Origin of the sequence: Waltera intestinalis (assembly GCF_009695995.1) — a bacterium.
Classification (GTDB): domain Bacteria; phylum Bacillota; class Clostridia; order Lachnospirales; family Lachnospiraceae; genus Acetatifactor; species Acetatifactor intestinalis.
Genome location: NZ_VUMU01000001.1, coordinates 157,232 through 176,656, shown reverse-complemented (window position 1 = coordinate 176,656; position 19,425 = coordinate 157,232). Strand labels below are relative to the sequence as shown.

The window sequence follows — 19,425 nt, the reverse complement described above, 5'->3', positions numbered from 1 at the left end:
TTTGCCTCTTTCTATCCTTTTAAAGCCACATCCGAATCCGCTCTTTCCATGTTTTCTCTGCAACTGCCACAGTCATGCCATCCTGTGCCTGCTTGCCTAAGAAGATCCATCCGCCTGTCCCGGCTGCTTTCAGGGCGGCGCGCTCGCATACATTGTCCACGCCCACCTGTGTCTTTACGAACCCAGAACCGTGAAATTCTCCCGGCACTGCCTGTAATTCCTGTGCTGTATACGTCCAAAACGGTATCCTGTATTTTTCACTGAATTCCAGCAGGCATCGTTCCTCTTTTTTCACGTCAATAGAAGCCAATGCTGCAACCTGCTCTATGACAATGCCCTGTTCTTCCAGTATTTTTGTCAAAAATAGATCCAACTTTGCGCTGTCCGTATCCTTCTTGCAGCCCACGCCCAGAATATATTTTTTCGGCTGCAGCAGTAGTTCTGCTGACTCTTTTCGAAATGTTTCTTCCGTGTCGTCCGCAATCAGGACATCCACTTTTTCCGCAGGAGGATACGCACACAGCCGGATCCCTGACGGAATGGTCTCATCCACTGCCAGATGCCCTGTCTGTACGGACATGGTAATTTCCTCGCCTGCCAGTACTTTTGCCGACACTTTGGCGATCCCCTCCCGATTGCAGATCCGCAGATCATTCCTTTTGGCAAAGATATCCACCGCAAAACTGTCATGTAAGTCTGTGGCTGTGGTGATCACCGGTATGGCACCCAATGCTCCCGCCAGACGGACCGCCAGTTCGTTGGCTCCACCCACATGTCCGGACAACAAGGGAATCACATACTTCCCCATCTCGTCTGCCATCAGTACCGGACTGTCGTGCAGTTTATCCATGATCCAGGGGGCAATGGCACGGACCGCGATCCCACAGGCACCGATGAATATAAGTGCATGGCGGGCCGCCATCTGCTCTCCCGCCCACGCTGACAGGCTGTTCCTGACGCAGATTGTGTCTGCATCGCTGTCATCCACAGCCGGTACCGTCTTTTTTTCCAGTCGGGAGCATTTGGTATAGAGCGTGACCGCAGCTTCCCCGTCCATGCTCTCCCGGATCCGCTCCGCCAGCTGTTGTCCTGTTTCCGTAAAGCTGATCACACTAATCTTCACGCCGCCCCTCCTGCGTTTCCTCTGCCTGTATGGCACAGCATTTTGCCTGACGAAATTCTGTGGTAAAATCCGCCGCATACAGCCTCGACTTCTGATAATTTCCATGGGTGATAACATCCCCCACCAGTACCAGTGCTGTCTTTTTGATGCCATGTTCTTCCGCTACCTGTGCCAGTGTCTCCACCGTACAGATATAAGCCTCTTCCTCCGGCCAGGTTGCCTTGTAGACAAGGGCTGCGGGGGTGTCCTTCGCATAACCGCCTGAGATCAGTCTGTGGCTCAGTTCCCGTAGCATTCCCGTGCTTAAATAGATCGCCATGGAAGCATGATGGGCTGCCAGACTTTCGATGCTCTCCTTCTGCGGCACTCCGGTCCGCCCTTCCATACGGGTGATGATCAGGGTCTGGGAAACACCGGGCAGGGTATATTCCAGATTTAACGATGCCGCCGCACCAAAGCAGGCACTGACTCCCGGACAGCTCTCATAAGGGATTCCCAGCTCGTCCAGTGCATCCATCTGCTCCCGCACCGCACCATAGATGCTGGGTTCTCCGGTGTGCAGACGCACCAGCATTTTCCCCTGTGTCTGTGCCTCCTGCATGAGCTTAAGCACTTCTTCTAAGGTCAGGTGCGCACTGTTATGGATCTCACAGTCTGCTCTGGCATATTCTAACAGCTCCGGGTTCACCAGCGATCCCGCATAGATGATGACATCCGCCTGTTGCAGCATGTGCATGCCCCGCACCGTGATCAGATCTGCTGCTCCGCTCCCTGCGCCAACAAAGTAAACCATTCCTCCGCCTCCTTACTTTTCGCCAATGCACCGAAATCATTGGCATACATGATACATTCGATCGCAAGCTTTCCCTGCGCCCGCTTCTCAAGATAAAATAAAATACGCTCCATGGCATAATCCATGACTTCCTGTCTCCTGCCGCACTCATCCAGGATCCGCACGGCTTCCTCTGTGGTGACACAGGACAGGAGCTTTGCAGCATCCACTGCCGCCACACCACATTTTACGGCAAAGGCTGTCAACAGCTCCATCCGGCAGTCACCCTCTCTGGAATGGGTATTCATAATACCGCCCGCCACTTTAATGAGTTTTCCGATATGTCCTGCAAGAAGCAGACGTTTGAAGCCCTCTTCCACCGCCATATCGATCGTCAGACCGATAAAGTTACTGCATTTTACACTTTTATCCAGATCATAGTCATATGTATTTTTCAAAAAATCCAGTCCATAATTGCCCGGAGAGATCACCACGTCTTCTCTTCCCAGTGCCCGCTGCTGCCTAAGTTCCACACGGATCGTATCTAAAATGGCCTGGGTACTCATGGGTTCCACGACACCGCTGGTACCAAGGATCGAAATGCCGCCCACGATGCCAAGTCTCGGATTAAATGTCCGCTCTGCCAGATGTTCGCCCTCCGGCACAGAGATCTCCACTGACAGGCTTCCACAATAATCCAGTACCTGACACACCTGCAATACTTCCCGTTCGATCATCTCTCTTGGGACGTGATTAATAGCTGCATTTCCCACGGGCTGATCCAGTCCCGGTTTCGTCACACGTCCGACACCGAAGCCGCCGTCGATCACGACCCGGGTCAGGGCTTCCTCGCCTGTTTCTTCCGGGAACGAAACTTTCGCGCAAATCAATGCCCCGGTGGTAATATCGGGATCATCCCCACCGTCTTTTTCCACGGCGCAGCTGACCTCCCGCTCCTTACGACAGATCCTAAGGATCTGTGCCGTATAGGGGATGCCTTTGGGTGTCTCTATGGTGATCTTAGTTTTCTCCCTGCCGGTCAACAGCATATAAGCAGCCGCCTTCGCCGCTGCTGCCGCACAGCTTCCTGTGGTAAATCCATACCGCATGCCTCTACCTTTCCTTCCTCAGCTCATACAACAATGCATTACAGATGGCGGCTGCCACATTGCTGCCGCCCTTTCTTCCGCGGTTGATAATATAGGGCACCTCCGTCTGAAGGATCAGTTCCTTGGCGGCTTCCACATTCACGAAGCCCACGGGAACCCCGATGACGAATGCCGGACGCCAGTTGCTCTCCTGCATCATCTCGTAAATCTGTATCAGTGCCGTAGGTGCATTTCCCACAGCGAAGATCACCGGCTTTTCCCGTTTTGCTGCCAGTTCCATGCTGATCGCTGCCCGGGTGGTCCTGCGTTCCTTCGCCATTGCTGCCACCTCTGCGTCTGCCATGTAGCAATGGGCTTCGCCGCCAAAAGAAGCCAGCACCTTTTTGTTGATCCCCGCCAGTGCCATATTCGTATCCGTCACAATGTCCGCACCGTTTTTTATCAGGTTTTTGGCGATATCCACTGCATTTTCCGAATAGGTCATCGTCTCCGCATAATCGAAATCCGCACTGGTATGGATCACCCGTCTGGTGATCATATCCTGCTCCGCAGGTAACGTGATTCCCCTCTCTGTCAGTTCCGCCTCAATGATCTCAAAGCTTCGCATCTCGATCTCTTCCGGCAATACATATTCGATGTTCGTTTTATCCATAAATCAGTCTCCCATAGCAAGTTCTCGTAACAGCACTTCATTCTCTTCCTGCTTCTTCACCGCGATCCGGTAATAGCCCTCTCCCAGTCCCCTGAAATTCTCACAGTTGCGGATCAGGATGCCTTTTGCAAGCAATCTGTCATAGATGGGCTGTGTGGTGTAGAGCAGCAGAAAATCCGCTTCTCCGGACACTACCCGGATGCCCAGTGCCTCCAGCCCTTCCCTAAGATACGCCCGCTTTGTTTTCACATATTCCACGGTATCCTGCAGATATTGCTCCGCCTGCTCCGCACAGACGATGCCTGCTCTCTGGGCGAACACCGACAGATTCCATTCCGGCAGCTGTCTGCGGATTTTCTCCCGAAGCCCCTCATTACTGCACACCAAATATCCCAGACGCACCCCCGGCATGGCAAAGCTTTTCGTAAACGCCCGTACCAGCAACAGATTCTCATACTGGTCTATCTTCCCAAGCAGGGACCTGGGCTGCTCTCTATCAGTCTCACAGAACTCTATAAAACATTCATCCAGTACTACGATGATTTCCTGCTGTCTGCAGTGCTCCAAAAGTTCCAGCAGATATTCCCTGCCCAGCAACTGCCCTGTGGGATTGTTGGGATTTGCAAGAAACAGTAGATCTGTGTCTGCCGTCAGCGCCTGTAACAATTCCTTCCCCGGGCAAAATGCGGTCTCCTCCCACAGATATGCATATTTTATATGGCTGTCTGCCGCCTTCGCCGCATACTCATATCCGTAAAAGGACGGCACCGGGATCACAATATTTTTCGGCTTAAGTGCATGTACGATCGCCAGAAAAAGTTCTGATGCCCCGTTGCCAAACAGCAGATACTCCTTTGGAATTTCCCTGCCGCTTTGCACCGACAGCATATGACTTACTGTCTCTGTCAGTTCGCCTGCTGCGGCATCGGGATATTCCCCCACATGATTGATAGCCGCTAAAAGTGAAAGCCTTGCCTCCGCCGGCATTCCCAAGGGATTGCCGTTTACCGAAAAATCCAGCCGTACCGGTCTGCTGTATATGTCACCACCATGTATGTTCTGCTGCATCTGTTGTTTCCTCATTTCTTGTCTTGAATCTGTTTCCTTTTTAGAGCTTTCCTTCACAGATTGCCAGCCGCCGTGTTATAACCATCCACAGCCCGCTGCCACCCAGGTCAGGATTCCCAGGCACAACAGCTCACAGATCCATGCCGTCCGGTTCATCAGACGATTGGCTCTCCGGATATCCTCATATTCCACCTGCCGTTTTGGATCCCCGATATATGGTTTCTTCACGACTTTGCCAAAGTAACTGGCATCTCCTGCCAACTGTATTCCCAGTGCGCCGGCACATACGGATTCCGTCTGTGCGGAATTGGGACTGGCGTGCTTTCTGCTGTCTCTGCGCCAGATACGCCATGCCTGCCTGCCGTTATAGCTTTTTCCGCTGAGAAATGCCGCCCCGATCATCAAAAGTGCGCTGATCCTCGCCGGGAAAAAATTCACCACATCATCCAGCTTCGCCGCTGCCCTTCCAAAGTGCAGATATCTGTCATTTTTATAGCCGACCATAGAGTCCATGGTATTGACTGCCTTATATAAAAATCCAAGCACCGGCCCTCCCAGTGCCGTATACAGCATCGGCGCGATCACACCGTCGGAAGTGTTCTCCGCCACAGTCTCGATGGCAGCCTTCGCCACTCCTTCTTCCGTAAGATTCTGGGTATCTCTTCCCACGATCATGGATACCGACTCTCTGGCAGCTTCCGGATTCCCCGCCTTTAATTGTTTCCATACTTTTCCGCTCTCCACCTGCAGACACCTTGCCGCCAGGATCTGATAGGTCATGACCGCCTCCACCACCATGCCGATCCTCGGATAAAGTGCATATGCTCCCACCAGGATCAATGCCGTAAGCATTCCCGTAAGCAGCAAAACAATTACCACCAAAAGCTTCCCCTGTCTGCGCTCCGCTGCCTCTCTCTCCGGGGAATCTTCCTGTGGGTTGCCACTGCGCAGTGCTTTTTCTGTCTTCGCGATCAACCAGCCGATTCCCCGGATGGGATGTGGCAGAAAATAGGGATCGCTAAAGATCTGATCCAGTAAAAATCCCGCTCCAAATGCCAGGATATGATATTTCATCTGTTCGTTTCTCCTTTTGTAAGTTCCGATACTGCAGCTTCCGATACTGTAGCTTCCGACAGCGGGCGAAATTCCTTCCACTGAGGGGCTCCTCCGCCTGCCTTAAATGCCAGCCTGCCACTGTAACCCTGTCCGCATTTTACCTGATAGTCAAAGTATTCTCCACCGAGGAAATGACCAAGCAGCGCCATGATCGTTCCGCCGTGAACCACCGCGGATACATTTTGTATCTTGCGATCCCTCTGCTCCGATGCAGCACTTCTCTCCCAGATCCTTTTCATGTGATATACCATTTTTTCGTATCCGGCAACACTTCGGCGGATAAGCTCTTCCCTGCTCTCTCCTTCCGGAAACGGCAGGGTACCTCCGCTGTCGATCCATCTCTGATATGCCGGATTCCCGGAAAGTTCCTGATAATTATGTCCCTCAAACGCACCGAAATCCATCTCTGTCCACTCCGGGATACAGATAGGAGTCTGCCCCGGATACAGGATCTGTGCGGTCTCAAGACACCGCTTCATGGGACCGGAAAACAGGACGTCGGCAATTGGGTAGATCCTGTCTGCCACGGATTTTTCCAGTGCGCCGATGCCGTCCGGACTTAAAGCTTCGTCCGTTTTCCCAAGATACCGGCCCTCTTTATTAGAAAGCGTCGCTCCGTGCCGGATGAGGGTAAGATGAATCTCTATTTGATCTTCTGTCCGATTCCGCATACGACTCTCACCACCTCATCTGCCTGCGCTGCCAGCTGTTCCAGTATTCTTCCGGTGCGCTCTCTGTAAATTCTCTCCTCCGCTTCCATGGGAACGATGCCGTTGCCGATCTCATCACAGATCAGAATGCAGTCCGGATGTTCCTTGCAGAAATTCTCTATCATCACCTCCGGAGCGGTTCCCTGTCGCAGCTGCTCCCGGATATAGTGGTGCAGATGATTGACGATCACCTGCAAAGCGCCTGTCTCTGCGGGCAGTTCCAGTGTTCCATCCAAAACAGCCACTTTCCGTCCATCCTCACAGCGTACATAACTCTGCTTCACATAATGCAGTTTTCCCTGGGCAAATCCACCAATGATCAATATCATTACATCAGCCTTTCCGCGATTGCCACGACAACCACCACGCATCCTTCACAAAGCGTCACAAAATATCCCGCAGTGTCCCCGGTGATACCGCCAAACTCTTTTTTACTGCGATAGTAATAATACGCAAAGCTAAGCAGAGCTGCTGCCACGGCGATTCCTCCCGCTACAAAAGATATCCACAGCATAAATAAAGCACAAAGGATCCCCTGTCCGTATAAAGCACTTTTTACCACACTTTTGTGGGCTTTATCCGCAAACAGATACAATGTTCCCTCCTGCTTTGCCGAAGGGAAGCTCACCACTGCGATACCGCTTAATACTCTGGACAGGAAGCATCCGGCGCCCGTCACAGTAATCATGCGCAGTGTCGTGATCTCCGAGAATCCTCCCAGGAAAATCAGTCCGTACAGTGCAAGCATGATCACTGCAAATGCCCCGATATGAGAGTCCTTCAATATCTCCAGTTTCCGGTCTCTTGACTGGTAGGAATGCAGTGCATCACAGGTATCTAAAAAACCGTCCACATGAAATCCCCCGGTGACCAAAAGCGGTATTGCCGTCCCCACCGCAGCATAGCACAGGGTTCCCACCGCGAACCGCTCACAGAACCATTTCCACAGATACCACAAAGCACCGATCACCGCACCCACCCATGGAAAAAAGCAGAGGGCGTACCGCATGTCCTCGTCCTTCCACTGAAACTGTGGCATGGGGATCTTGGAATACATGGAAAACGCTATGAAAAACGATTTGATAATTCGCATGTCTGTTTCCTTTCTATCCCCGGCTGTCCTGCCGGTTCTGTGCTTTTGCTCCTGGTGAGCCGGATTTGATCTGCTGTGGGATCCCCGCTATAACTTCCACAACTTCGTCTGCCTCCGCCGCCAGCCTCTCATTGATTCTGCCCAATGCTTCGATGTATTCCATGGTGGCACTGTCGTAGACAATGCCGTCTTCGAATACATTGTTGGTCACGATGACCAGTGGATCTGCCTGCTTTCTCAAGCCTTCCATTCCTTGCAGAATCTTTGCGATCACCGTCTGACGATCCACAGGCTGTTCCCCGGAAAACATTTCGTTAGCGGTGAGATTTGACATACATTCCAACAGTACAGCTCCTGTCGGTTCCATTTGTAAGACCGCCTGCTCCAACTCCGTAGGCTGTTCGATGGTAGTGAAGCCTTTCCCCTGTCGCAGCCTGTGATGCCTGTCCACCTTTGCCTGCATCTCCGCATCCCGGATCTGCATGGTGGCGATATAATATTTGTTCTTATCACCGACAGCCCGCAGCAGATAATCTTCCGCATAAGCGGATTTTCCGCTGCCACTACCGCCCAGGATCAGTGTCATCATGTTGCTTCTCCATTCGTTTGGATGTTCAGCTCGCGCCATTCGCTCAAAAAACCATGCAAGCATGATTTTTGCGCCCGGATACGTTCATGGCTGAACTGTTAACGTCTATATTGTTCTACTTCGATTTCTGAGAAGGTAGCGCTCTGTCCATAAATGCTCATTGCCATATCCAGCAGTGTGAACATCATAACGGCTCCGGTTCCTTCTCCCAGTGCCATTCCCGCATGGATCACCGGAGACAGCTGCAAAGCATCTGCCAGCTTCACTGCCGCCGGTTCTTTCCCTAGATGGGAAGGGATCAGATATTCCCTCACACCGGGGAACAGCCGCTCCGCCACCAGGGCCGCTGCCATGCTGATCACGCCATCCAGCACGATGGGCACATGCCACAAAGCTCCGCCGATACACATACCGGTCAGTCCGGCAATATCCAGCCCTCCGACTGTCTGCAATACCGTGAAGGCATCCGCATGCCACAGATCATAGGTTTCCAAGGCGGTGCGCACCACCTGTTGCTTCCGAGCCAGTCCCTGATCTGTCAGTCCCGCGCCTCTGCCGGTGACTTCCTCTGCCCCACACTGTAATAGGGCGGCTGTCACTGCACTGCTGGTGGTGGTGTTGCCGATTCCCATTTCCCCGGTGGCAAGGATACCGTATCCTTTTTCCTTACACTCCCGTACCAGTCTGGTTCCTGTGGCAATGGCACGGACGGTCTCTTCTTCCGTCATAGCCGGTTCTTTTAAGAAATTTCTTGTTCCGGAGCACACTTTGCAGTTCCATACTCCGGGGATGGATTCCTCACTATTTATCCCGATGTCCACGGGAATGGTCTCGGCACCGATGCTCTGTGCCATCCTGCAGACGGAGGAACCCTTCCTGGCCATGGACTTTGCCACCGCCAGCGTAACCTCCTGTCCGGACTGGGTCACCCCCTCCTCTACAATGCCGTTATCGGCGCAGAAGAGCAGCACACCCTTTTTACGAATATCGATCACTTCCGTACCTAAGATGGCTCCGATCTGTGCCGTGATGGTTTCAAAGCTGCCCATGCCGTCCAGCGGCTTTGCCAGAGTGTCCCAATGCTTTTTCACAAGCTTTCTCACTGCTTCGTCCGGCGGCGTGATCCGGATCTGCGCCAATTCCCGTCCGGTATAGTTATGAAATACGGGCTTCTCTGAGCATTCCATAGATTTCCTCCATACGCAGATATCCCCGCAGGGTATCTGCCAGCTTATCGTATTGTCTTTCCTTAATAGTGCGGTAATCCTCCCAGACGCCGTCCTCCAGAGAGATGCCTTTTTCCCGGGCCAGGGTCTGTATCATACGCCCGGCGATCTCCCCCTTGTCGAACAGACCGTGAATATAGGAACCATAGATTCTGCCGGTGGAGTCACTGACTACATTTTCTGCACCATTTGCCGGTCCGGCTACCTTGTCCACTGTCCCCTTCGCACCGCTGCCGTACCCGTTGCAATACACTGTCTGTCCCATATGGATCTCATACCCCGTGAACTCGCATCCCGTAAGTCCGGAGAAAATACCCTCCACCGCATCCAGAGTTCCATCTGTCTGGCAGCGATGTTTCTCCTTCTGCAGCACTGTCCGTACCGGAAGCAGTTCCATGCCGCGGATCTGTCCGCCTTCCTCTACACTGTCCGGATCCGCGATCTCACAACCTAACATCTGATAGCCTCCGCAGATTCCGAAAATGGGAACTTTTCCCGCAGCCCGTTTTACCGCTGCCTCCAGTCCGTTCTGCCGCATCCATTTCAGATCTCCCATGGTATTTTTACTGCCGGGGAGAAATATCAGATCCGGTGTCCCCAGCTCTCTTACATTCGTCACATACCGGACACTGACCTCCGGCATCTGCTCAAACACATCAAAATCCGTAAAATTTGAAATTCTGGGATAGTGGATCACAGCCAGATCGATCTTCCCCACATGTTTTGCATCGAAACGGTCCGTCAGACTGTCCTCATCTTCCAGCGTAAGTTCCATATAAGGTACCGTTCCCAGCACCGGCACCTGCCCCCGTTCTGTTAACATCTGAATGCCGGGGTCTAAAATCGTGCTGTCTCCACGGAATTTGTTGATGATCAATCCCTTTACCCGTTCCCGTTCCTCTTCGGTCAGCAGCATCAGGGTTCCCAAAAGCTGTGCGAACACGCCGCCTCTGTCAATGTCTCCCACTAAAAGTACCGGTGCATCCACCATTGCCGCCATTCCCATATTTACGATGTCATTCTGTTTCAGATTGATCTCCGCCGGACTTCCGGCGCCCTCGATGACAATGATATCCGCATAAGTCTCCAGCTTGCGGAAGGCTGCCTTGATATCCGGGATCAGTTCTGTCTTATGGGCAAAATAGTCTCTGGCGGACAGATTTCCCCGTACCTCCCCGTTCACGATGACCTGGGAGCCGGTATGACTAGTGGGCTTTAATAAAATAGGATTCATGCACACCAGCGGTTCGATCCCTGCCGCTTCCGCCTGCATCACCTGTGCCCTGCCCATTTCCAGTCCTTCTTTCGTGATATAGGAATTGAGTGCCATATTCTGTGATTTAAAAGGGGCGACCCGATAACCGTCCTGCCGGAAGATCCGGCATAGGCCCGCCACCAGGAGACTTTTCCCGGCACCGGACATGGTGCCCTGTATCATAATAACTTTTGCCATCGTTTTCTCCATCCCACAGATGCCACCGACATCCCGGGAATTTCGTTTCTCTGTTTTCTAACACCCACGCTGTTGCTCCGGGCTTTCTGACTTTTCTATCTGCTTCCCCAGCTGTTCTGCGTACTCTAAAAGCTCTCTCTGATAAGTCTCCAGACTGCCGAAATTCTCCCGACAGCAGATAATGCGGTTACACTTTTCCAACTGTTTCTTCGCTGCCTGTATTTTTTCCTGTGCCACCGGCTCAAAAGGATGCTCTGCGATCACCTCCGCCGCCAGTGCCTTCGCCACGGGATAATCCAGATCATTTTCATGCAGGATCCCGGTGACAAATGGGATCCCCGCTCTCTGCAGACGCCGGTAAATTTTCCGTCCGCTTCCGGCTCCGGCGATCACGAAGACCTGCGGTGTTCCTTCCGGCGCCGCCAGCTCCATATCACTGCTGCCCTCATCATAGCTTCCCATCCGGATGCCATAGAGTTCGGTGATATAGCCGGCTGTCATGACTTCCTCCGGCGTTCCGATCCGGTCCACCGCCCTGCCGTTCACACACAGGATTCTATCGGAGATCTTCTCCGCCAGTTCCAGCTCATGCAAGGACAGGATCACCGTAAGTTCTCTCTCCCTGCAAAGTTTTTGCAGGATCGATAAAAATTCCAGTTTATGCCGCACATCCAGGTAGGAAGTCGGCTCGTCCAGGATCAGTATCTCCGGCTCCTGGCAGATGGCTCTGGCTAACATCACCCGCTGTCTCTGTCCGTCACTGATCCGGTCAAACAAAGAATCCCCAATCTCTGCCACCTGCACCAGTTCCATGGCGTTTTGCACCGCTGCATGATCTTCTGCCCGCAGCACGCCGAAACGCCCTGTGTAGGGGTATCTTCCGGTGGCCACCACATCCTCGCAGGTCATCAGTTCTCCCTGCAGACGTTTCGTCATTACCACTGCCATTTTTTTCGACAGTTCTGCCCCGGTGAGTGTCCGCATATCTTCTCCGTCCAGCCGCACCGTTCCCGCGATCAGGGACAGCTGCCTTGCAATACTTTTTAAGATCGTCGATTTTCCGGCACCGTTAGGTCCCAGTAACGTCAGGATCTCTCCCTTTCTGAGTGCGATCTCCACTTCTTCGATCAGAGGCTTTCCATCGTAACCCACGCTTATTTTTTCCGTTGTAATATAATAAGGCTTCTGCGTCTTCATAGGTAAGTTATCCACGCTCCCGTCTGCTTTTGGATACCATGATCCACAATACCACCGGTGCTCCGAAGATTGCCGTCACTGTGCTGATACCAAGCTCTGTGGGTGCCATCCAGGTTCTCGCCAACAGATCACAGAACAGGCAGAACACACTGCCTCCTAAGAAACATGCCGGTATCATGAGTAACGGTTTTGTGGTACCGAATAATTTCCGGATCAGCTGCGGCACGGCGATCCCCACAAAAGAGATGGGTCCGGCAAATGCCACGATGCATGCCGAAAGTACGCTGGACAACACCACCAGCAGGATCCGCAATGTCCGGATGTTCACTCCCAGATTCTGTGCATACGTCTCACCCAGCTGGTAGGCTTCCAGCGGCTTTGCTAACAGGATCACCATAAGTAAAGTCACTGCCACCACGATACTCATCACTTTCACATTGTCCCAGGTCATTCCGGAAAAGCTTCCTCGCGACCAGTTGTGGAGATTCACGATATCCGCATCCTCCGCAAAAGTCACCACCAGTTCCGTAATGGCAGAACAGATGTAACCGATCATCACGCCGCTGACCACCAACATGGACATGCTGTCTACCTTTCTTGCCATGAGAAGTACGAATCCCATGGACAACATAGCTCCTAAAAATGCCGCCAGGATCAACAGTCCGGAGCTGACACGGACTGTATTCCCCAGCAGCAATACCATCACCAGTGCCACTACCATCTTCGCCCCGGAAGAAATTCCCAGCACGAAGGGTCCGGCTATGGGGTTGTGGAAAAAGGTCTGAAGCAGATACCCGGCAAGTGCCAGCGCTCCGCCCAGGATCCCCGCCGCCAGTGTCCGGGGAAAGCGGATCTCCCACAGAATCCTCGCATTCATGCCTTCTTTGGTTCTTCCCGTAGTCAGTATTTCTGTCAACGGGATCTTCACTGTTCCGATTCCTATATTGCAAAGCAGCAGCACGAGAATGCCCGCCGTCAATAGAACAAACGCTATGAGATATCTGATTTTCCTGCGCTGCTGCATGTTTTTCTCCTTCTTTTCCTATTCGTATTCCAATCGTATTCCAATCGTATTCTAATCTCATTCCAACGCTCTTATGCTTACGCTGTGTTTCTAGGTCCTCCATCTTACTGTAAGAGAAACAGATAACGCAGCTTAGCGGTATCATCGTCCGTCAACACCGTATGCATATCCTGCAATAAATACCCGATCGCCATGGACTGCTGGTACATATCGTTGGTGGTGCAATAGACCTGCCCCTCCTGTACCGCCTTGAAGTCTTTTAGAATATTGCATTTGCCGATCAGTTCGTCCAACGTGGTCACGCCACCGTCGATCGAGCTGTTGTAGATCAGAATGTCTGCGTCCTTAGCCCCGGCATAGAAATCTTCGACCTGCATGTTCAGTGTGGAGCGTCCGCTTCCGCTGTCCTCGAGATCCTCAAAAATGTATCTTCCTCCTGCCAGTTCGATCAGCTTCGGAATATAATCCGTACTCTGCCGTACCTGGATCAGTCCGTTGGAAGTCACATAGAAAAATGCTATGGTCTTCCCTGTTTTTTCCCCGCTTTCTACCTCTTCCAGAATCTCTGTCTGCTCCGCAAAGGCTTCTTCTGCCTCCGCTTCCTTTCCGGTCAGAGCTCCGAAAAATTTGACCCATTCCACTTTTCCCAAAGGATGCTGTTCATAGCTGGAATATTCGATCATCACCGGAATATCAAAGCTTTGAAGCATTTCCACCACCTCCGGCGAGTGCGTGATCATCCGGTTCTCGATCGCCAGATCACAGCCTTCAGACACCAGTAATTCATAATCCGGTTTACTGTATTTTCCGGCATAGATCATATCCCCTGCCGCCATGGCATCCTTTGCTGTCTGAATGTACCAGTTCTCCTGCTTCTGTCCGGAGAACCGGATCTGATCCACAGCGTCCAGCGAGGCGAACATGTCCATCGCGCCGGAAGCCACCAGATATATATTTTGAAGTGGTTCCTGCAAGATACTGACGTCCTCATCCAGTCCCCGTGGCACCGGCTGTCCCTCCGGCACTAACAGATACCGTTTACTATCGGGAAGCGTTGTCAGCATCTTATAACCATCTTCGTAGTAATCCACCGCAAAATTTTCCGCATATTGCAGCTCCATGCTGCCTGTTTTTACTAATTCTGTCTGCGAAGACATCTCCACAGAAGCAGAAGAAGGACTGCCGCAGCCACTTAGCCCCAGCAGTCCCATAAGAAGCAGAACATAGATCCATTTTCTTCTATTTCTTCCTGACCTCAAAGTTTTCATGCCTTTCATAGCCTGCAATATTTGTGCCTGCGGATTGCTCCGTGCTACGCACTCCCACGTCTCCGCTCCGCTTCGGTCCGTGCTAAACATGTGCCACTGGCACATAGCACCCTGGCATCATATGTATTACTTGCCGCTCTCTGCACTCTCAAGTGTCTCAGAGTGGAAAGTTACGGTGTATTCCACCTCATGAGGTGTGCTCATTGCCACAGTATCACCGATCATGGTAAGGGGTGCATCCAGTGCTTCCACCGGCACTTCAAATACGGAATTGCCTTCCGTATTTACCGGCAGATATTTTTCACCGTTTACCAGCATATAATCATAGTTCGGGCTGCTCCATTCCAGAATCGCCGTTGCCGCTCCGTCAGCTATTGCAAGCTGTGCGGGGGACTGGATGCTTGCTCTGCCGCTTCCGCCCTCCATGGTCAGTTCGATGGTGTAGCTGCCGTCTTCTACGGCGCTCAGATCAAAAGTATCTGCGGCACCCTCTGCCACCGGATCGGATACCTTTACTTTATGATCGTACCATTTTCCCTTGGTACCGATCAGTGCCAGATTGAATTCCTCTCCGATCACGGGTACAGGAACATCGAAGCCGTAGACTTCTTCCGTCATGCCGTCACTGTAAGTCACGGTATCCGTGGTGGGCTCAAGCAGTACTGCACCATCTTTGGCTGCATCTTCCGCCAGACCCGGATAGAGATTCAGGATCTTCTTGGAACCTAAGGAAATGTGAATGGTCATAACGCCATCCTTTACCGTCAGAGTTTCCTTGCCGTCACAGGCTTCACTGACATGGAACATGGAGCTGTCCGTGGAAAATTCAGCGGTGTAGACACCATCAGGAAGCTGTGCTTCGTTCTGTGCAGTCTCTGTAGCCGCTGCTTCTGTTGTTCCCGCTATAGCTTCTGCGCTTTCTGCCTGCGCTGCGGTGCTTTCCTGTGCGACAACCGTGCTTTCTGCGGATGTCGCATCCGCTGCCTGACCTGCTCCACAGCCGCCAAGCAGCAGACAGGCACTCAGTCCGCCCACGATTATGATTTTATTCATTAATGTCTTTGCTTTCATTACTGATTTTAATCCTTATTTTAATCCTTATTTCATTTGTAATTTTGATTCTTATTTATTTCTCAGCCATTGCTGCTGCGGTATGTGCCACATACAGATCCTGGATAGCCTTGATCCCGCCGAGACCTGCGATCTGGGTATCCACGCTGTCAAACTTACCGGAAGCATTGAACTGGCTTAACCAGGAATCCTCATCCTCGCCTGCCATATCGTTGTTGGCATGGTCACCTGCTACTACCATCAGGGGACGAAGAACCACTTTGGTGTAACCTGCTTCCGCAACAGCCTTGATGACTTCTTCGCAGGCGGTCTCTTCCGGCTCACCTTCTACAGTTCCGATGAATACGTTAGCATAACCGAGGTCGTTCATCTGGGTCTGCATCTGGCTGTAAGACACCTTTGCGGTGTGAGAAGTTCCGTGACCCATGAATACGAATGCCACGCCATCTTCCTTTGCAGCATCCAGGCTGTCATACCCAGCGGTCTTCACTGCTTCTGCGGTCAGATCTTCTGCTACTGCTTTCTTATCTGCATTGACAACGGTTGCATCGTCTCCCACTTCACCTAACAGGGGCTCAGCGACTTTTACGGATGCGAACTGATCCTTGTAGGCTTCTACTGCCTGCATCAGCTCGTCATACTCTGCCCCGTGCATCAGATGGGTAGGCTGTACTACCAGGTTCTTAACACCGTTTGCCACAGCGCGGTCCAATGCCTGATCCATGTTGTCGATATGCTCATCATCTCTTGCCTGTATATGGTTGATGATGATCTGTGCGGTAAATGCTCTTCTTACAGACCAGTCGGGATTGGCTGCTGCGATCGCATCCTCGATACCCTTGATATCAGCCACACGGCTGTCGTTAAAGGAAGTGCCGAAGCTTACTACCAGAATCTCGTTCTCACCGATCTCATCCTGATTACGGGGATCATCCTTGGAAGCATCTCCGGTATCTCTGCCGAAATAATCGGGATCTGCATTTTCTCCCTCTACCAGTTCCCTCTGTGCGTCGGTCAGTGCATCCCATGCTGCCTTGGCATCTGCACACTGTTTATCGGTATTCTCAGTTCTCTCCTGCACATAGATGGCATCGATCATTGCTGCTACTTCATCGGCTGCTGCCTGATCTGCATCTTCGGTGCTTTCGGTAGCTGCTGTTTCCGCTGCCTGGGTGGTCTGAGCCTCAGTGCTTACCTGTACAGTGCTCTCTACGGTCTCCTGGGTATTGCCGCATCCGGTGATGCATACAGCGCCCAGTACGGTTGCCAGTACTACTGCTACGATTCTTCTTTTCATGTTTCCTCCTCTGACAGTTTTTCTGTCTCTTTTCATTTCGGGGGTGCCCCGGTATTCTTAAATATGTAAGTCAGAAACATGTTTTTCGCAACAAAAACAAAAACCCTTTCCTGTATCAGGTAAAGGGTTTGTACACATAAGAAACGAATGCAAAAAAGCTTCTGTCGCTTCTGCATTCCACACGTACAACCAGTTACTCGTGGCTTTGAAACAAATGTTTCTGTACAGCATTCAGGCAGGTCTCCCGGCTTGAAGATCATTGCATCCGCCATCTTCCCGGTCTCCCAGTGATCTATCGGCTTCAGCTCCCTAATTACGGTGACGAGTTCGTGCAGGACTTACACCTGCTTCCCTTTTCACCGGAGCCAGCTACTTACGTGGCTGCTCCGGCACCTGAATACTCCATATTCAATTGTGGCTACTATATCACAGATTTTCTGAAATTGCAATGTCAATCAGAGATTGGTGCCATTCTGGGCATAATTCAGGATCATTTCCTTTAAAAGCAGCAGATCACCTGTATAATCCTTGTTGTCCGTTGCTCCCCAGATAAAACCACCTGCGTAATGGGTACACGCTGCCATCATGGTATGCACCGTCACACGCATGAACTGTTCCTCCGGAATATCCGTGCGGAAGGTCTTGTCCTCTTTTGCCTTCGCATACATCATATGAAGTCTTGTGTTGACGGAATTCAGGGATGCGTGGAAATTCGCCAGTTCCTCTTCCTGCACAGTCTGATGCGTCACATAATTATTGAAATTATCATTATACTGCAGAATATCCTTATGGTTCTGGTACATTCCGATATAACTGTCCAGCGTAAAAATAAATCTTCCGATGGCCGGAATATCGTGTATCGAAGAGATTGGTCTTGCCTCATCCAGCTTGTCCAGATAAGCCTTCCATTTCGATGCGCAGACCGAAATAGCCAGCTCCGTCTTATTGTTGTAACAGCGGAACAATGTGGCACGTCCCACACCGGCTTCTTTTGCGATCTCATCCATACTGACCGCTTCTATTTTCTTTTCCACAAAAAGCCGGAACGCCGTATCGATGATCCGCTGGTTGCGCTCATGCTCTTTATCCATCTGTTTCTCAGATTTTCCCATTTTTCTCTTCCTTTTTCATACATTCTTACTGTTCATTTTATGGTAAAAGGCTGTGACTGTCAACGACTGTAAAAAGCTAATGTAAAAGTGCCTTGCAGATTCCTACGAATTTTCTTGTATTTAAAACGCCAATATCGGCGAAAAAAATACAAAAGCAGGTAATTTTGTATTATAAAAATGCTTTATTTTCGCCAAGTACGCAAATAAAAGAAATTCCGTACAAAAATTCCTGATTTCGGAACTTTTTTGTACGGAATCCAATGTTTTTATACTATTTACACCAAACTGACTTTTCAGTTACTTCTTCTGTCGTGTCAGGAGCGTAACTGCTTCGCAGTGCTCGGTGAACGGAAACATATCCACGCCCACGCCCTTCGCCACACGGTAACCCTTCTTCTTAAAGTACTTCAGGTCCCTGACCAGTGTCTCGGGATTGCAGGAGACGTAAACGATTCGCTCAGGGCCGATCCGGACTACGGAGCTCATGAATTCTTCTGTGCTGCCGCTTCTGGGAGGATCCATCAGGACGACATCTACTTTCGCGCCCTGTCCAGCCATCTCCACGAGGAATTTCCCGGCATCGTTCTGGTAGAACTGGATGTTGCGGATCTGGTTCGCCTTGGCATTGTTGCGGGCATCCCGTACAGCATCGGCATTTAACTCCACACCGATGACCTTGTCAGCCTTGTCGCTGGCGATCATGCCGATCGTTCCGGTTCCGCAGTAGGCATCCACCACAGTCTCTTTGCCGGTGAGTCCGGCATACTCCAAAGCTTTCCCATAGAGTATCTCGGTCTGTACCGGATTCACCTGATAGAAGGATTGGGGAGAAATGCGGAACCTCTTTCCGCACAGTTCATCCTCAATGTATCCCTTGCCATAGATCACATGCTCCTTGTCGCCAAGTACCATGCTGGTATTTCGATTGTTGACATTGATGACCACAGTGGTGATCTCCGGGTGCAGTTTCAACAGTGCCTTCACAAAATTATTCTTGGAGGGCAAGATGGGGGAAGCCAGCACCAGTACCACCATGATCTGTCCGGTGACATGTCCGGTGCGGATCAGGACATGGCGCAGCAGTCCGTATCCGGTATCCTCATTGTAGGGACGGATATGGAATGATTTCAACAGTCCACGGATAGATACAATGATCTCATCCGCTTTGGCATTCTCGATCAGACAGCTGTCCACAGGAACGATCCGGTGGCTCTTCTGCTCATAGATGCCGGAAATGGCATCATGATAACGGTTCTCGCCGAATACCGCATGTACCTTGTTCCGGTAATGCTCCGGATGCTCCATGGGAATGACACCTTCTATTTTGCAAAAGGGAGCCAGCAGCTCCCTTAATTGCTTTTCTTTCTTTTTTAATTGTTCCGCATACGGCTGATTGATCCAGCTGCAGCCACCGCACTTGTCGGCTACCGGGCAGATGCCGCTCCTATTTTTCACGATCGTCTTTTCCCGTCCCTGTCCTACGGGTGTCCGTTTTTCCTTGTCTACCATCACTTTGGTTTTTCTGTTATCGGTCTTCATCATCAC

19 protein-coding genes and 1 riboswitch are annotated in these 19,425 nt (G+C 51.4%); all 19 genes read right to left on the bottom strand.

Annotated features, from left to right (window positions below; all coding sequences use genetic code 11):
• Positions 1 to 19: 19 nt before the first annotated feature.
• Positions 20 to 1,123 (bottom strand): cobalt-precorrin 5A hydrolase, encoded by a 1,104-nt coding sequence (locus FYJ59_RS00850; protein WP_328597182.1) that lies wholly within the window; start codon positions 1,121 to 1,123, stop codon positions 20 to 22.
• Positions 1,113 to 1,916 (bottom strand): precorrin-4 C(11)-methyltransferase, encoded by an 804-nt coding sequence (gene cobM, locus FYJ59_RS00845; protein WP_154494880.1) that lies wholly within the window; start codon positions 1,914 to 1,916, stop codon positions 1,113 to 1,115. Before cobM ends, FYJ59_RS00850 begins: the two co-directional genes overlap by 11 nt.
• Positions 1,874 to 3,004 (bottom strand): cobalt-precorrin-5B (C(1))-methyltransferase CbiD, encoded by a 1,131-nt coding sequence (gene cbiD / locus FYJ59_RS00840; RefSeq protein ID WP_154494879.1) that lies wholly within the window; start codon positions 3,002 to 3,004, stop codon positions 1,874 to 1,876. Before cbiD ends, cobM begins: the two co-directional genes overlap by 43 nt.
• A gap of 4 nt (positions 3,005 to 3,008) precedes the next feature.
• Complete coding sequence (locus FYJ59_RS00835) at positions 3,009 to 3,656, bottom strand: precorrin-8X methylmutase (RefSeq protein WP_154494878.1); 648 nt, start codon at positions 3,654 to 3,656, stop codon at positions 3,009 to 3,011.
• Between the two features lie 3 nt (positions 3,657 to 3,659).
• A complete protein-coding gene (locus FYJ59_RS00830) occupies positions 3,660 to 4,724 on the bottom strand; it encodes a pyridoxal phosphate-dependent aminotransferase (protein WP_154494877.1) in 1,065 nt (354 codons plus the stop codon).
• Between the two features lie 75 nt (positions 4,725 to 4,799).
• On the bottom strand, positions 4,800 to 5,798 hold the full coding sequence (gene cbiB / locus FYJ59_RS00825; RefSeq protein ID WP_154494876.1) for an adenosylcobinamide-phosphate synthase CbiB: 999 nt from the start codon (positions 5,796 to 5,798) through the stop codon (positions 4,800 to 4,802).
• Positions 5,795 to 6,511: a histidine phosphatase family protein gene (locus FYJ59_RS00820; protein WP_154494875.1), complete on the bottom strand. Its 717-nt coding sequence runs from the start codon at positions 6,509 to 6,511 to the stop codon at positions 5,795 to 5,797. Before FYJ59_RS00820 ends, cbiB begins: the two co-directional genes overlap by 4 nt.
• Positions 6,484 to 6,879: a bifunctional adenosylcobinamide kinase/adenosylcobinamide-phosphate guanylyltransferase gene (locus FYJ59_RS00815; RefSeq protein WP_154494874.1), complete on the bottom strand. Its 396-nt coding sequence runs from the start codon at positions 6,877 to 6,879 to the stop codon at positions 6,484 to 6,486. Before FYJ59_RS00815 ends, FYJ59_RS00820 begins: the two co-directional genes overlap by 28 nt.
• Positions 6,879 to 7,643 (bottom strand): adenosylcobinamide-GDP ribazoletransferase, encoded by a 765-nt coding sequence (locus tag FYJ59_RS00810; RefSeq protein ID WP_154494873.1) that lies wholly within the window; start codon positions 7,641 to 7,643, stop codon positions 6,879 to 6,881. The genes FYJ59_RS00815 and FYJ59_RS00810 overlap by 1 nt, the downstream gene beginning before the upstream one ends.
• 13 nt (positions 7,644 to 7,656) lie before the next feature.
• Entirely contained in the window at positions 7,657 to 8,232 is a 576-nt protein-coding gene (locus FYJ59_RS00805; RefSeq protein ID WP_154494872.1) for a bifunctional adenosylcobinamide kinase/adenosylcobinamide-phosphate guanylyltransferase, read from the bottom strand.
• Between the two features lie 98 nt (positions 8,233 to 8,330).
• Entirely contained in the window at positions 8,331 to 9,419 is a 1,089-nt protein-coding gene (gene cobT, locus FYJ59_RS00800; protein WP_154494871.1) for a nicotinate-nucleotide--dimethylbenzimidazole phosphoribosyltransferase, read from the bottom strand.
• A complete protein-coding gene (locus tag FYJ59_RS00795) occupies positions 9,388 to 10,911 on the bottom strand; it encodes a cobyric acid synthase (RefSeq protein WP_154494870.1) in 1,524 nt (507 codons plus the stop codon). The genes cobT and FYJ59_RS00795 overlap by 32 nt, the downstream gene beginning before the upstream one ends.
• A 57-nt stretch (positions 10,912 to 10,968) precedes the next feature.
• A complete protein-coding gene (locus tag FYJ59_RS00790; protein WP_154494869.1) occupies positions 10,969 to 12,108 on the bottom strand; it encodes an ABC transporter ATP-binding protein in 1,140 nt (379 codons plus the stop codon).
• Positions 12,109 to 12,115: 7 nt separating this feature from the next.
• The gene (locus tag FYJ59_RS00785) at positions 12,116 to 13,132 is read right to left on the bottom strand and encodes a FecCD family ABC transporter permease (RefSeq protein WP_154494868.1); all 1,017 of its coding nucleotides are present in this window, start codon (positions 13,130 to 13,132) and stop codon (positions 12,116 to 12,118) included.
• Positions 13,133 to 13,236: 104 nt separating this feature from the next.
• A complete protein-coding gene (locus FYJ59_RS00780) occupies positions 13,237 to 14,391 on the bottom strand; it encodes an ABC transporter substrate-binding protein (protein ID WP_235897864.1) in 1,155 nt (384 codons plus the stop codon).
• Positions 14,392 to 14,526: 135 nt separating this feature from the next.
• Complete coding sequence (locus FYJ59_RS00775; RefSeq protein WP_235897863.1) at positions 14,527 to 15,453, bottom strand: iron transporter; 927 nt, start codon at positions 15,451 to 15,453, stop codon at positions 14,527 to 14,529.
• Positions 15,454 to 15,526: 73 nt separating this feature from the next.
• Positions 15,527 to 16,768, bottom strand: coding sequence for a sirohydrochlorin cobaltochelatase (locus FYJ59_RS00770; RefSeq protein WP_154494865.1), 1,242 nt, complete (start codon positions 16,766 to 16,768; stop codon positions 15,527 to 15,529).
• 217 nt (positions 16,769 to 16,985) lie between these two features.
• Positions 16,986 to 17,180: riboswitch (cobalamin riboswitch) on the bottom strand.
• Between the two features lie 43 nt (positions 17,181 to 17,223).
• On the bottom strand, positions 17,224 to 17,880 hold the full coding sequence (locus FYJ59_RS00765) for a TetR/AcrR family transcriptional regulator (protein ID WP_154494864.1): 657 nt from the start codon (positions 17,878 to 17,880) through the stop codon (positions 17,224 to 17,226).
• Between the two features lie 297 nt (positions 17,881 to 18,177).
• Complete coding sequence (gene rlmD, locus FYJ59_RS00760; protein WP_154494863.1) at positions 18,178 to 19,422, bottom strand: 23S rRNA (uracil(1939)-C(5))-methyltransferase RlmD; 1,245 nt, start codon at positions 19,420 to 19,422, stop codon at positions 18,178 to 18,180.
• Between the last annotated feature and the right edge of the window lie 3 nt (positions 19,423 to 19,425).